The 12899-nt window shown below is 56.2% G+C and carries 14 protein-coding genes; 5 read left to right on the top strand and 9 right to left on the bottom strand.

Annotation, left to right across the window (positions count from 1 at the left end; genetic code table 11):
• The first annotated feature begins 93 nt into the window (after positions 1-93).
• Complete coding sequence (locus AC27FC_RS05110; RefSeq protein ID WP_143347068.1) at positions 94-576, top strand: glutathione peroxidase; 483 nt, start codon at positions 94-96, stop codon at positions 574-576.
• Between the two features lie 166 nt (positions 577-742).
• Here AC27FC_RS05110 and AC27FC_RS05105 read toward each other — a convergent pair whose 3' ends face one another.
• From AC27FC_RS05105 to AC27FC_RS05095, 3 genes are all read right to left on the bottom strand, one after another.
• Complete coding sequence (locus AC27FC_RS05105; RefSeq protein WP_094935225.1) at positions 743-1249, bottom strand: P-loop nucleotide/nucleoside kinase family protein; 507 nt, start codon at positions 1247-1249, stop codon at positions 743-745.
• A gap of 243 nt (positions 1250-1492) precedes the next feature.
• Entirely contained in the window at positions 1493-1930 is a 438-nt protein-coding gene (locus AC27FC_RS05100; RefSeq protein ID WP_112778035.1) for a VOC family protein, read from the bottom strand.
• Between the two features lie 82 nt (positions 1931-2012).
• Positions 2013-3173, bottom strand: a complete 1161-nt coding sequence (locus AC27FC_RS05095; RefSeq protein ID WP_094935227.1) for an MFS transporter — start codon at positions 3171-3173, stop codon at positions 2013-2015.
• Between the two features lie 130 nt (positions 3174-3303).
• On the opposite strand from AC27FC_RS05095, the gene AC27FC_RS05090 reads away from it, so the two are divergent.
• Both AC27FC_RS05090 and AC27FC_RS05085 read left to right on the top strand, forming a co-directional pair.
• The gene (locus tag AC27FC_RS05090; RefSeq protein ID WP_033145438.1) at positions 3304-3840 is read left to right on the top strand and encodes a MarR family winged helix-turn-helix transcriptional regulator; all 537 of its coding nucleotides are present in this window, start codon (positions 3304-3306) and stop codon (positions 3838-3840) included.
• A 24-nt stretch (positions 3841-3864) separates the two neighbouring features.
• Positions 3865-4788: a LysR substrate-binding domain-containing protein gene (locus tag AC27FC_RS05085; protein ID WP_196354436.1), complete on the top strand. Its 924-nt coding sequence runs from the start codon at positions 3865-3867 to the stop codon at positions 4786-4788.
• A 47-nt stretch (positions 4789-4835) separates the two neighbouring features.
• On the opposite strand, the gene AC27FC_RS05080 is transcribed toward AC27FC_RS05085, so the two are convergent.
• Positions 4836-5306, bottom strand: coding sequence for a hypothetical protein (locus tag AC27FC_RS05080; RefSeq protein WP_196354435.1), 471 nt, complete (start codon positions 5304-5306; stop codon positions 4836-4838).
• A 265-nt stretch (positions 5307-5571) separates the two neighbouring features.
• Between AC27FC_RS05080 and AC27FC_RS05075 the strand changes: the two genes are divergently transcribed.
• Together AC27FC_RS05075 and AC27FC_RS05070 are read left to right on the top strand one after the other, a co-directional pair.
• A complete protein-coding gene (locus AC27FC_RS05075; RefSeq protein ID WP_196354434.1) occupies positions 5572-6048 on the top strand; it encodes a WbuC family cupin fold metalloprotein in 477 nt (158 codons plus the stop codon).
• A gap of 44 nt (positions 6049-6092) precedes the next feature.
• On the top strand, positions 6093-6395 hold the full coding sequence (locus AC27FC_RS05070) for a hypothetical protein (RefSeq protein ID WP_033145442.1): 303 nt from the start codon (positions 6093-6095) through the stop codon (positions 6393-6395).
• A 129-nt stretch (positions 6396-6524) separates the two neighbouring features.
• On the opposite strand, the gene AC27FC_RS05065 is transcribed toward AC27FC_RS05070, so the two are convergent.
• The 5 genes from AC27FC_RS05065 to AC27FC_RS05045 form a co-directional block, all read right to left on the bottom strand.
• Positions 6525-7124: an NAD(P)H-dependent oxidoreductase gene (locus AC27FC_RS05065; protein ID WP_064672439.1), complete on the bottom strand. Its 600-nt coding sequence runs from the start codon at positions 7122-7124 to the stop codon at positions 6525-6527.
• 73 nt (positions 7125-7197) lie between these two features.
• A complete protein-coding gene (locus tag AC27FC_RS05060; protein ID WP_064672440.1) occupies positions 7198-7791 on the bottom strand; it encodes a TetR/AcrR family transcriptional regulator in 594 nt (197 codons plus the stop codon).
• A 34-nt stretch (positions 7792-7825) separates the two neighbouring features.
• The gene (locus tag AC27FC_RS05055) at positions 7826-10915 is read right to left on the bottom strand and encodes an efflux RND transporter permease subunit (protein WP_196354433.1); all 3090 of its coding nucleotides are present in this window, start codon (positions 10913-10915) and stop codon (positions 7826-7828) included.
• A complete protein-coding gene (locus tag AC27FC_RS05050; RefSeq protein WP_196354432.1) occupies positions 10912-12021 on the bottom strand; it encodes an efflux RND transporter periplasmic adaptor subunit in 1110 nt (369 codons plus the stop codon). Before AC27FC_RS05050 ends, AC27FC_RS05055 begins: the two co-directional genes overlap by 4 nt.
• A gap of 74 nt (positions 12022-12095) precedes the next feature.
• Complete coding sequence (locus AC27FC_RS05045; protein ID WP_087822516.1) at positions 12096-12710, bottom strand: TetR/AcrR family transcriptional regulator; 615 nt, start codon at positions 12708-12710, stop codon at positions 12096-12098.
• Between the last annotated feature and the right edge of the window lie 189 nt (positions 12711-12899).

Here is a 12899-nt window from a genome sequence, read left to right as displayed (position 1 = left end):
CACAAATAGCCTGCCTGAATGTAAACTTTCTAAACGGCGGCGGCCCTGTTGATGGTCACCGTGACTTTTCGGCCAGCCTTGAGGGATTTCAGTATGACTCGCTTTTATCAACTTACCGCCACCCGCCTAGATGGCCGCCTTATCTCAATGGCCGACTATGCGGGAAAGGTGGTTTTGGTCGTCAATACCGCCAGCCAGTGTGGCTTTACGCCGCAATATGCGGGCCTTGAAGCGCTATACAAGAAATACGCCGATCAAGGACTAGTGGTGCTGGGCTTCCCCTGCAACCAGTTCGGTAAACAGGAACCCGGCGGCGCCGACGAAATCTCGAAAACCTGTCACATCAACTACGGCGTGAGCTTCCCGATGTTTGAGAAGGTAGAAGTTAACGGTAACGCAGCGCACCCGCTGTTTCGTTATCTGAAAAACGAATTGCCCGGCGTGCTGGGAGGGCGGATCAAGTGGAACTTTACTAAGTTTCTGATCGGCCGCGACGGTAAACCACTCAAGCGTTTTGCTCCGGTGACCACGCCAGAGAAAATGGAGAGGGTGATTGTCGAGGCTTTGGGGAGGTGAGAGTTTTGGTGAATGGAATTAACCATGAGTCGGGCACTTCCGGAATACCCGATGTCCGCTTTGTGCCAGGAGCGGACTTTTAGTTCGCTGTAGTACCCTTTTATAAGCGTATGAGATGGAAAATAAAGAAGCCGCCAACTGGCGGCTTTTGTGCAGGAAGGTAAATTTAGCAGTATTCGATAATATCAAACCCTTCATCAGCCGTTGGCTCTTCGAAATAGCGCGTTATGATGTCAAATTGTTGGTCTGAGGCAGAAAATTCATGCACGCCTTCTGCATTACGGGCGCGCAAGCGGGATTTACATACTTCATCAGAAACTTTCAGATAGTGCAGCTGATTACTGGCACCTGACTCCTTAATAATGCTCATCATCCATTCACGATTTGTTTGTGTGTTTGCCGGGAAATCAAGAACTACTGATAAACCAGCTTTGAGTAGTGAAACCCGATGAGGCTTCATGGCATTTCTTAGTCTTAATGAATACTGTACATAATCAGATATGGATTGCATTTCATTGGTAAAGAGGGCAGCCAGCCAGCGATCCTCGCTGACAATTACAGTCCCAGGTGATGATCCTAATTTTGCTGACAATGTGGATTTTCCGGATGCAATTTTTCCACATAACAAGTGCAAGACAGGTTTTTCAGGCGTCGTTACTGCATTTGAGTCCATTCTTTACCTCACTGAATTGTTACCGGTAAGGCCCGCCTTACCGGCGGGAAAATGGCGAACGTTATCCCACCTGAGTCAGACAGGTGATAATAATCATTGAATAGGTTAGGACTGAGTGTGTTTTCATCGTCATTCAACTTAACAGAAAAAGACTCACACCGTTGGTGTAAATAGCATAAGGGTACGCCCACTGTTCGCTCAAAGCAGGCGTTTCCCCCTACTATGCTGCTTTCCAAAAACCATTTATCCCCGCAGCCACGGCGTAATCGTCAGCCCGGTAAGCAAGCCTTCCGGGCTGAGCAGGCGAGTGACGGTTTGCCCCCACGGTTCCAAACGGTTAGCTACCAGCAGCCGATAGCCTTTTTCACTTAGAACGCGGGTAGCCGAGTCCAGATCCTGAACCTCATACTCAACCCATCCCTGCGGTATCGGGTGCTCAACTGGCCACTTTTCCTCTCCAAAACAGGATGCAGCCGCCTGTGCGAGCGGCCAGACGGCGAAATGCTTCACGCCTTCCAGCTGATCCTCCTCAGTGAGCAGATAATCGGTATTCCCCTCCATCGGCTTCAGCGGAAGGCCGAGTGTCTGAACATAAAACGCGCTGCTGGACTCCGTATCCCGCGAAATGGGTCCGAACCCGGCGACGAACAAGACATCAATTTCCGGTAACGTCTGCGGCATATCCACTCCTGAATGAGGTGAAATTCACCCTGAATTTATCTTACGAACGGCGGAAATACGACCCTTAATTCTGGTATCGCATTCACCGTGCCTGCACGTCCACGACGGGTTTAAAATTCAGCGCGATAACGATCAGCAGCACGACTCCCGCACTCATGATCAGCCATGCGCTGGTCAGCGAGACCGAACTGTCGCGAACGATCCCCGCAATTAACGGCATAAGCGCGGCGATCGTGTATCCGCCTCCCTGAACTTTAGACAGCAACTTCCCGGCCTGCGCGGGCGTTCGCGCATGATCGAACGTGACGATGAGCGACAGCGGGAAGAGGGCGCCGATCCCGGTGCCAAGCAGCAACGTGGATAATACAGGCGTCGTACCCGGCGCAAAGACCAGACACAGTAATCCTGCCAGCAGCAACAGCAAAACGGCAATCAGCGGTACGCGACGATCGGGGAATTTACCGATCAGCGCGGAGACGGCAAACCCGGCGACAACCTCGGTCAACGTCAGCCAGGCCAGCATGTAGCCGCTGCTGCGTGCGGACCATCCCGCCTGAATATAGAGCGGGGGCAGCCAGGCCAATACCAGCGTGTAGGCGCCCGTTCCCACGCCGAAAAAGAGCAACAGTAGCCCTGTGCGAGAGGACGAGAGCGTAACGGTTTCGCGTGCTGTTTTTTCCCCTTGAGGATGCTTAACCAGGGTTAACCACAGTATCAGCGCCAGCAGCGCTAACAGCCCGGCCATTGCCAGCGTGGGCTTCAGCGTCAGCCATGAAAATAACGGCTCGGCGCTGGCGGCGGCGACTGCCGCACCGGCCATAATGCCCGTGCTGAAAAGCGACATTACCGTGCTGGACGTTTGCGTATATTCCTTTTTAATCAGGGCAGGCATTAACGCCTGGATCGTGCCTATGCTGGCCCCGCCCAGTAGCGCGGTGCCCATAAGACTCTCCGGCGAGGCGCTAAAACCGCGCAGCAAACAGGCCGCAAGCAGGATAAAGAGCCCAAACATAATTCCCCGTACGGCGCCGACTCGGGCTAAAAGCCCGGGGCCACACAGGGCGGCAAGCCCCATCATCGCGACCGGCAGGGTGGTTAGCAGGCTGAATTGCGTAGCGGTCAGCCCTGCTTCGCGCTGCAGCACGGAAAACAGCGGTCCGACAGAAGCCAGAATGGGGCGCAGGTTCAGCCCGACGATAAAAGCGATAACGGCGAAGAGTAAAGGCGACGTGCGTTTCAACATGGAGTCCTTTTCGGTTGTGAATGGCCCGGACAAATTGCCACGAGCATTTATCTTAACGTTAAGATAAAATATGTTTTTGCGTAAGATGTACCGCACAACAGGATAAATTCGCACGCCATCAGGGGTGAAAATGCAAGATCACGTAGACTTCGTTGTCGGCCAGTGGAGCCGCGCCATGCCGGAGCTGGACGCCTCGTCGATGAAAATTTTTGGCCGAATGCTCCGGCTGATGAAGCATCTGGGAAAAGAATGGGCGCAGGCGATGGCGCAGTTTGGCTTTCGCGAGGGCGAGTTTGACGTGCTCGCCACGCTGCGTCGCGCCGGTGAGCCGTACTGCCTTTCCCCCACGCAGCTCTATAAATCGCTGTTGGTAACCTCAGGGGCGATGACGAACCGGCTCAGCCATCTCGAACAGCTTGGGCTTATCAGGCGAATTGCCGATCCGGATGACAAGCGCAGCACCCTCGTAAGCCTGACACCGCACGGGCAGGAGCGCATCGAACAGGCGCTGATCGTCCATACACAAACGCAAAATGCGCTGCTGAGCAACTTATCTGACGCGCAGCGCGCGCAGCTTGAGTCCCTGCTCAGGGAGCTGCTGATGACGTTCCCGTCTGAGGACCTGAGCGACAAGTCACCGAGTGCCGATAATACAAAAACTGCATAGCTAAACCTCACAGAAAGGGAATGTATGTCTTTACCACCACTGTATGCGCTGCGCGCTTTTGAAGTTGCCGCGCGGCTGAACTCCTTCAGCAAAGCGGCTGAAGCACTGAATATCACGCCGGGCGCGGTCAGCAGGCATGTCCGGACGCTTGAACAGTGGTTCGACTGTGAGCTCTTTAAACGCCAGGGGCCGAAAGTGGAGGTCAGTGATGCCGGACGTATTCTGGCCGGACAGCTCAGCGAAAGTTTCTCGAATATTGAGTGGGCCTGTCGCGCATTCAGAAGCGAAAACCACCTTCTGCGCCTCAAAGCCCCCAGCACCCTGACGATGCGGTGGCTGCTGAATGTGCTTAAATCCTTTCGCGAGAACCACGCTAAGCCAAAAATTGAAATTGCCAGCGTCTGGATGGACTTCGACACCGTTGACTTCAGCCGTGAGCCCTACGATTGTGCGATCCTGCTCGGTAATGGCTATTTCGGCGAGTCTACGGAAAGCCGGCTGCTCTTCAGTGAATGGCTCATTCCGGTTTGTACCCCGTCGCTGCTTGAGTCTGCCCGGCATCAGCTCCCAGAGTGCGATCTTATCCATCCCTCTCCGGACAGACGGGACTGGAAGCGATGGCTGAAAAGAACCGGGTCATTCCCCGGGCTCGACGTGAGTCGTGGAATAGTGTTCGACACCCTGGAGCAGGGAAGCCTGGCCGCCATGCACGGTCACGGCGTGGCGATGGCCGACCTCCGCCTCACGCTCGACGCGCTGAAAAGCGGCCTGCTCGCGCTGCCCTTCAGGGAAGCTATCGCAACCGGCGATGGCTACTACCTCGTCTGGCCGAAAAATTCGCTCAGAAGACAGAGTATTGAACGGTTGCTGGCGTGGCTTAACCTTAATGCGCCGGTACTGCCTTCGTTGGATATCGTCTGTCTTGATTACAACGAAAAGCGGGTTTAGTAAATAGCGGAATATTTAGTGAAGGATATTCCGCATATAGAACATATTTATGCGTAGGGAATATTTGCCATATCTTTATATCGCTCCGGCAGGGCGCTGTTCAGGTTGAGTAATTTATCCAGAATATAAAGCGCAGGCGTTCCCTTTGCTCGCTCGGCGTCGATCAGCGCAGTGCGTAACAGATTGGCAGCCGAGGTCATGTCACGGAAATACTCCTGCGATTCACGCGTCTGAGCTTCGCCTGACGTGGCGTAACGCACCTTTGGCCAGTCCGCAAAGTCCAGCAGCGGAAGGATCCCACCCTCTTTTGGTAAATGCGCTGAGAGCAACTCTTCGGCGTTACCCGGATTGCCTTGGGCGAAAGCCAAAAGATGCAGTCGATGGATGAAGGGCGATAGCGCTTCTGAGCTTTCCTTTTCTGCTGAAAGTAACATTATCAACTCATGCACATTTGTTTGGGCGCTAAATTTATGAGGCGAGATAATATTCAATACAGGGAATAAAACATCGAGTGTCATAGGTGCTCCATACAGGCTTAGTATTATTTATTTTTCTATCCCAGGGGTGAATGGATGGTATTTCAGGTGCGTCACTTTTTAAAAACGATAAATAGTGGGAATCAATGTGAGTTTTACTCAACGTTGCGCTTTGGGGGCGATCGCGCGCATCCTCACGCTGCAGCGATTTGTTTCACAAATGCCATCGCTCATCGACCGTCCAGAATGGTATAACGTCGTGCGGCTAAAGGGTTGCCGTCCGCTGACTCCATTCACAAAGGTGTATATGAAACAAATTACGTTCAGTGACCTGCAGCAACAAAGCGAGCAGGCTGCCAATTCTCCTCGCTTACGCGCGCACCGCAATTTACATCCCGAGCTGAGCGACCCGGTGCAGCGCCTGACTATCGCGATGGAGCCTGGGACCTATGTTCGCCCTCATCGCCACCCGCACACGTTTGAACTGCTGACGGCTCTGAGCGGTCGCTTTCTGGTGTTGAATTTTGATGACGGCGGTAACGTGACCCAGCGCGTGGTGTTAGGTGAAGACTGCAAAGTGCTGGAGATGGATGCCGGTACCTGGCATGCCGTGCTGTCGCTGGATAAAGGCGGCGTCATTTTCGAGGTAAAACACGGCGGCTATCAGCCTGTTCCGGAGCACGATACCGCCCAATGGTCACCGGCTGAGAACGCGCCCGGTTGCGCGGAGCTGATGAAATGGTACGCCCAGGCGCAGGTGGGTGACGGGGGTTTTACCCTGTAAACCGGTGAATTTTGATAAAAATAATCACAAAAAAGGATGTGCGTATGTTGAAAAGATTAGTCGCGGGGCAGATGAGCTTACCGATGACTTTCTGGGGATGGGGATTCTGCGGAGGTTTTCTGCTGGGTCTCATTGGGCTTGCTGGAGTGCATACCGGTCACCCGGCAATGGTTCCGCTTTCCTATATCCTTAAAGCCATTCTGTTCAGTGCTGTACTTTCCGGCATTACTTTCATTCTGCGTCGAAAAATCACAGTCTTGGGTGGGGTCGCTTTTTTTATTATTCTGATTCAGGTGATTATGAGCGTAGTGATGGCGATTGGCCTTTTCTCGTTATTTTTTGAATAATCGCTGGAAAGAGAGTTCCGGTTAGCCAGCAGGATTAAAAGATCGCCCCTGACGGTGGTAGGTGATAACGAGACACGCGCTTCCTTCTGGCGAAGGAGGCGCGCCTTTGCTGTGACTGGATAGCCGGGATTATTTAAGACTCTCTAGCCCCTGCAGGAAATCCTCAACCTGCTCAGGCGTCGCCGCGTCTGCCTGGTAAAGGATATCGAGCTTAACGTTCTTCAACCCGCAGAAGCCAAACACGCCTTCGATTATCTGGGTCTGAATCGCCGTCGAATAGCCGTGTTTGTCGAATCCGGTGAGATCGCTGCCGCCGGTGGCAATCAGGCGGACGGGAACGTCGCGTAAGCTGCCCACAATCCGGCCGTCGTCGGCCACCTTATACGCCCAGTTCAGGGTTAATACGCGATCGAACCAGCCTTTCAACAGCGCGGGGACCGACCACCAGTACACGGGGAAGACAAACACCAGCATATCCGCTCGCTCGACGCGCTGCTGCTCGCGCAGAATATCGTCGGGAAGGGCGCTCGGATCGCCGTGATACAAATCGAGATCGGCGCGGGTCATCGCCGGATTAAACCCTTCAGCATGCAGATCGGCAATCTCAACCTGCGTACCTTGCTCGCGTAATTTTCCGGCAATACGGGCTGCCAGCGAATGGGATAACGAATTGTCGACAGGATGAGCCGTCACGATCAGTGCGTTATTAATGGCATTTGTAGCAGACATAGCGACCTCGAATGGGTGAGAACTGACGCCTATATTACTATTGGTAACTTAGGTGTCAATCCGCCCCCAGCGATCATTTTGTGCTATTCACGTAGGTCTCCAGCACGCCGGTCATGGCGCCGCTGAGCGTATTTTCCGCCACGTTCCGGGCGAGCACGCCGTTGCCCGCGGCGGTGCTGAGCGCGTCCGCCGCGCCAATGATGGCCGTCAGTACCGCTTCTCCCTGAACGCCTTTCAGCGCGACGAACGGGGAAAGCGCGGTACGCAGGCAGTCGGCGCAGTCGGCCACGCATGCCTCACGAAACGTCTGCAGCGCGTGGGATCCGGACAGCGCTGCAGCGATTGGCCCGGTTTCAGGCCCGGCACTAATGGCGCAGTCGATATAGGCGGCGCTGAAAAAGCGGATCGTCTTCTCCAGCGTTTTGCTGTCGACGGCAAGCGTCTCGCGGAACTTCGCCAGCTGCCGGTCGCTATAATCCTGGTACAGCGCCATCAGCAGACCTTCACGATCGCCAAAGTGATCGTAGGGGATAGGCTTGGTCACGTTGGCCCGCTCGGCCAGGTAGCCAAGGGTCAGCGCCTCCGTGCCTTGCTGACGAACGATTCCGCGCGCAACCTCCAGCAGCTGCACGCGGCGGTCCTCTTTTCTTAAGCGCTTAACAACCATGCTTTCCTCAGAAGTGTTATCTACTCATGGTAGTTTACACGTTTTCTGCAGGGTGCTGCACGCGTTGTTCCGCAGGGCGGATCCGGAACCAGATCGCATACATCGCGGGCAGGAAGACGAGCGTGACGATCGTCCCGCCCAGCGTTCCGCCTATCAGCGTGTAAGCCAGCGTGCCCCAGAACACCGAATGCGTCAGGGGAATAAACGCCAGCACGGCGGCCATGGCGGTCAGCAAGACCGGGCGTGCGCGCTGGACCGTCGCTTCAACCACCGCCTGGAACGGCTCGAGGCCCTGCTTCTGGTTATGATCGATTTGACCGATCAGGATCAGCGTATTGCGCATCAGAATGCCGGAAAGGGCGATCAAGCCGACCAGCGCGTTGATGCCAAACGGCTGATTGAAAATCAACAGCACGGGCACCACGCCAATCAGCCCCAGCGGCGCGGTTAAGAACACCATTACCATCGCCGAGATTGAGCGCACCTGCAAAATGATGATCAGCAGCGTCAGGGCAATCATGATCGGAAACAGCGGGATCATGGCCTGCGTGGCTTTGCCCGATTCCTCAATCGAACCCGCCATGTCGATACGGTACCCGGCCGGCAGCGCGTCAACAATCGGCTGGAGCTGCTTCATGATAGCGACCGACACATCCGGTGGCTGAAGATGGTTAGCGATATCGCCCCGCACGGTAATCGTCGGGGTGCGATCGCGGCGGCGCAGGATCGGATCTTCCATACCGATCTCGATCTTGCCGATTTGAGACAGCGGAACGCGCTGTCCCGCATTGCCGACAAGGGTGAAACCCTCGATTTTTGCCGGATCGAGACGTATGTCTCCCGCCGCGCGGCCAATAACCTCTACCGAGCGAATATCCTCCCGCACGGAGGTGACGGGCACGCCTGAGAGCAGAAACTGGAGCTGATCGGCAACGGCACTGGAGGTCAAGCCGGTCGCCTGCAGGCGGTTTTGATCGAGGGTGAAATGCAGGACGGGAACGCGTGAGCCCCAGTCGGTGTTGACGGTTCTCATCATCGGGCTCGCCTGGAGCACGGCTTTCACCCTGTCAGCGATGTCATGCACCTGTTCGACATCCGGCCCCGACACGCGCCAGGCAACCGGGAAGGGCGAGTACGGGCCAAACACCAGCTGTGTCACCCTCACGCGCGCTTCGGGGGCAAGGCCGTTGGCGACCGCTTCTCTCAGCCGGAGCTTGAGCGCCTCGCGTGACGTCTCGCTGTCCGTCAGGATCACGATTTTCGCAAAAGACGGGTCGGGCAGTTCTGGCGCCATCGCCAGATAAAAACGGGGTGAACCCTGACCAATATAGGCCGTGACAATTTTGGCTTCGGGCTGCTGGCCCAGCCACGCTTCGATTTTTGCGGTTGCGGCGCTGGTTTGCTCAATCGAGGTACCGTAGGGCATCTGCACCTCAACCAGCACTTCCGGGCGATCGGAGGTCGGGAAGAATTGTTTTTTAACCAGCCCCATGCCGAGCACGGCCAGGATTAAAATGGCGACCACCAACCCGGCCACCCGCCATTTTCTGGCGATAACGCGGGCCAGCAGCTGGCGAAAACGGTTATAGCGAGGCGTGTTATAGATGGCGGCATGACCCCCGTCGACTTTCGGGATCGCCGGCAGGATCTTCACCCCAAGATAGGGCGTGAACACCACCGCGACAAACCACGAGGCAATCAGGGCGAGGCCGACGATCCAGAACATATTGCTGGTGTATTCCCCGGCGGTCGACTGGGCAAAACCATTCGGCATAAATCCAATGGCCGTCACCAGGGTACCGGCCAGCATGGGCGCGGCGGTATGGCTCCAGGCGAAGGCCGAGGCTTTGATTCTGTCGTAACCTTCCTCCATTTTTACCACCATCATTTCGATGGCGATAATGGCATCATCAACCAGCAGGCCGAGGGCGAGGATCAGGGAGCCCAGCGTAACGCGGTCAAAGTTTATCCCCGCGGCTTCCATCACCACGAAAACGACCGCCAGCGTAAGCGGTACCGCCGCCGCAACGACAACACCCACGCGCCAGCCCATGCTGACAAAACACACCACCATGACCACAAGCAGGGCGACGAAGAATTTGATCATGAACTCATCGACCGACGAGCGAATATTCACGGACTGGTCGGTCACTTTGGTCAGGGACATGCCAAGCGGCAGGCTATCATTTATTTTTGCCGTTTCCGCATCCAGCGCTTTCCCCAGCGCCAGACCGTTCCAGCCTTCACGCATCACGATGCCCAGCAGAAGGGCGGGCTCATGCTGATTGCGTATCAGCATCGTCGGGGGATCTTCGTAGCCTCGCTCAACCGTTGCCACATCGGACAGCTTGAGCGTTTTGCCCTGAGCAATAAAAGGCGTATCGCGGATTTTCTGCAGTTCATCGAACGCGCCGTCCAGGCGGATAAAAATCTGCGCGCCTCGGGTCTCAATGGAGCCCGCCGCGGCTAAAGCGTTCTGGCTGTTGAGGGCGTTGAAAATGTCCTGGGGTGAGAGCCCTATCGTCGCCAGACGGTCGTGGGAGAAGGAGATGTAAATCCGCTCGGCCTGTTCGCCGATAATGTTCACTTTCTTCACGCCGGGAACGTGCAGGAGCTGCTGGCGCAGGCCTTCGGCATCGCGTACCAGCTGCCGCTGCGGTTCGCCTTTCGCTTTCAGCGCAAAGAGGGCAAAGGTGACATCCGAGAATTCGTCATTGATCATCGGGCCGATGACGCCCGCCGGAAGACGCTGAGATTCATCTCCGAGCTTCTTACGCGCCTGATAGAACTCCTCCTGCACTTCGGCTGGCGGGGTCTTGTCCTGCAATGACAACGTGATAAACGCCATGCCGGGACGGGTATAGGTTTCGGTACGGTCATACCATTTGAGTTCCTGCAGGCGCTTTTCCAGCGGCTCGGCGACCTGATCCTGAATTTCCTGCGCGGTCGCGCCCGGCCAGACGGTTATCACCGTCATTTGCTTTACCGTGAAGGGCGGATCTTCCGCGCGCCCGAGCCCAAAGAAGGCGTAAATTCCGGCAATCGTGACCAGAACGATCAGAAACAGCGTGATGGAACGTTCGCGGACGGCCAGCGCCGACAGGTTGAAGCGGCTTCCGCTCATGGCGTGTTCTCCGCCAGGGCGGCATTGCGCTGCTTAGCAAGCCTGACGACCTCACCTTCGTGCAGAAGATGGGCGCCTAACGCAACAATCTTCTCACCGGGCTTCACGCCGCCCGTGACCTGCGCCGCATCTTCACCCACGCTCAGCACCCTGACGGGCGTCCATGCAACCTTTGCCGGCTGGGCGGAAATACGCCAGACGCCGGGACCTTTTCCTGCATCATAGAGTGAAGCCAGCGGGACCTGCATGACCTGACCTTCCGCTTTGTTGTCCTGAACGTTCAGCGTGACGGTCGCCCCCAGCGGCGCGTTCGCCAGCAGGCCATCCAGCACGTAGCGGGCTTCATACGTGCGGGTCGCGGCATCGGCCGAATCAGACAGCAGGCGCAGCGTTGCGGTGACCGGATGTTTTTCATTGCCATACAGCGTGGCCTGCGCTTCGCTGCCGACGGCAGGGCGCAGCGTTTCCGGAAGCTGGACGAGCGCTTCACGCTGTCCCGCTCTGGCGAGCCTGATCGCCACCTGTCCGGCGCTGACGACCTGACCCGGCTCGGCGAGCGTCTCCATGACCACGCCGTCCGAATCCGCCAGCAGCACGGCATAGCCCGTGGCGTTTTGCGCCACGCTGGCCTGCGCCCGGGCGGCGCTGAGATCGGCCCTGGCCGTATCGGCCGCCGCTTTGATCTGGTCATACTCCGAGGCAGACACCGCGCCGGACGCCACAAGACCGCGATAGCGCGCCTCATCGCTGGTGGCTTTTCGCGCGCGCGCCTGGGCCGCATCCACCGCGCGCTGCTGCGCCTGAGCCTGTAACTTCAGGTCAACCGGATCCAGGCGCAGCAGGGGCTGGCCCTGTTTGACGGTCTGGCCCGTATCGACCAGCCGCTCAAGGATTTTTCCCTGAACCCTGAAACCTAAATCGCTTTGCGTTCTTGCGACCACCACGCCCGTGAAGGCGCGGGCGTTATTGTTCGCAAGCTCGACGGAGGCGGATCTGACGAGCGGTGGCTTGGTGCGCGGATCGTCACTCGCGGAAATATCGCCGCACGCCACCAGGGCAAACGGCAGGAGACAAACGGCAACGCGGGCTGAAGTGAGCCTGAGCATGGGAAACCTTTTTGACGTAACAGGACGGTATCCGCATTCTCTGACTAGTGACCAAAATTGTCAATGGTCACAAGTTAGGGGGCCAGGCTTCTTAAAATCAGTGAAGAGAGTAGCACTGCCGCCGTGGGGGCCATTTCGAGGTTGTACTGTAGCTGAACGGGGTTAATGTAAGGGCACATCACCATGTAGACGGCACAGGTGACTTCATCCAGCGGCGTTTTTCTTTCAAACTCGCCGGCCTGCCTGCCTTCGATAATGATGCTTTCAATCAGCTTCATCAGGCTTTCACTGTACTTTTGCGTGGAAGGCCACTGCTCCTGCGCGGCGACGGCGGCGATGTCGTATAGCTTACGGTCGTGGAAAAACAGCTCGCTTCCCGCCTCGGTGAGCGCTTTGAAAAGGCGGCGTAATTTTTCGCTTGCTGACGGCGCATCCTCGATGGCGGAAAGCACTGCCGCCATGATCAGCTCCAGGCGGTTAGCGCAGATCACCTCGCCGATAGCCTGTTTGGAATCGAAAAACTTATAAATGTAGGACTTTGAAAAACCAATGGATTTAGCCAGTTCGGCGACGGTGGTTTTTTCATAGCCGTAGTGGCCGAAGTGCTCAAAAGCCGCTTCGACGATTTGCTCTCTGACAGCGTGGTCAAGGGGACCACGTGATGATGGGGGATTCATATTTTTAGTCATTATTTAAGCTTAGCGTGACAGGCTACGATTAACAACGAGTGACCATTTTGATATTTGGTTACCGTCATTCATCATGCGCCGTTCAGACGGGACGATCAACCAGGTGGGGTAAGTGTATCACTGTTTTTCGTGCACTATGGCATCTATCTGCCTGCGATAAGCGAGGATTTCAGCGCAACTCCCTTGCGC

The organism is Enterobacter sp. C3_dUdeg (assembly GCF_057536195.1).
This window is presented reverse-complemented; position numbering and strand designations above follow the sequence as displayed.

Coding starts and splice junctions, on each gene's coding strand:
- AC27FC_RS05095 (WP_094935227.1), bottom strand. CDS start 3,173: ATGTTGAAACGCACGTCGCCTTTACTCTTCGCCGTTATCGCTTTTATC.
- AC27FC_RS05055 (WP_196354433.1), bottom strand. CDS start 10,915: ATGAGCGGAAGCCGCTTCAACCTGTCGGCGCTGGCCGTCCGCGAACGT.
- AC27FC_RS05050 (WP_196354432.1), bottom strand. CDS start 12,021: ATGCTCAGGCTCACTTCAGCCCGCGTTGCCGTTTGTCTCCTGCCGTTT.
- AC27FC_RS05110 (WP_143347068.1), top strand. CDS start 94: ATGACTCGCTTTTATCAACTTACCGCCACCCGCCTAGATGGCCGCCTT.
- AC27FC_RS05075 (WP_196354434.1), top strand. CDS start 5,572: ATGAAACAAATTACGTTCAGTGACCTGCAGCAACAAAGCGAGCAGGCT.
- AC27FC_RS05045 (WP_087822516.1), bottom strand. CDS start 12,710: ATGACTAAAAATATGAATCCCCCATCATCACGTGGTCCCCTTGACCAC.
- AC27FC_RS05080 (WP_196354435.1), bottom strand. CDS start 5,306: ATGACACTCGATGTTTTATTCCCTGTATTGAATATTATCTCGCCTCAT.
- AC27FC_RS05060 (WP_064672440.1), bottom strand. CDS start 7,791: ATGGTTGTTAAGCGCTTAAGAAAAGAGGACCGCCGCGTGCAGCTGCTG.
- AC27FC_RS05090 (WP_033145438.1), top strand. CDS start 3,304: ATGCAAGATCACGTAGACTTCGTTGTCGGCCAGTGGAGCCGCGCCATG.
- AC27FC_RS05105 (WP_094935225.1), bottom strand. CDS start 1,249: ATGGACTCAAATGCAGTAACGACGCCTGAAAAACCTGTCTTGCACTTG.
- AC27FC_RS05065 (WP_064672439.1), bottom strand. CDS start 7,124: ATGTCTGCTACAAATGCCATTAATAACGCACTGATCGTGACGGCTCAT.
- AC27FC_RS05070 (WP_033145442.1), top strand. CDS start 6,093: ATGTTGAAAAGATTAGTCGCGGGGCAGATGAGCTTACCGATGACTTTC.
- AC27FC_RS05100 (WP_112778035.1), bottom strand. CDS start 1,930: ATGCCGCAGACGTTACCGGAAATTGATGTCTTGTTCGTCGCCGGGTTC.
- AC27FC_RS05085 (WP_196354436.1), top strand. CDS start 3,865: ATGTCTTTACCACCACTGTATGCGCTGCGCGCTTTTGAAGTTGCCGCG.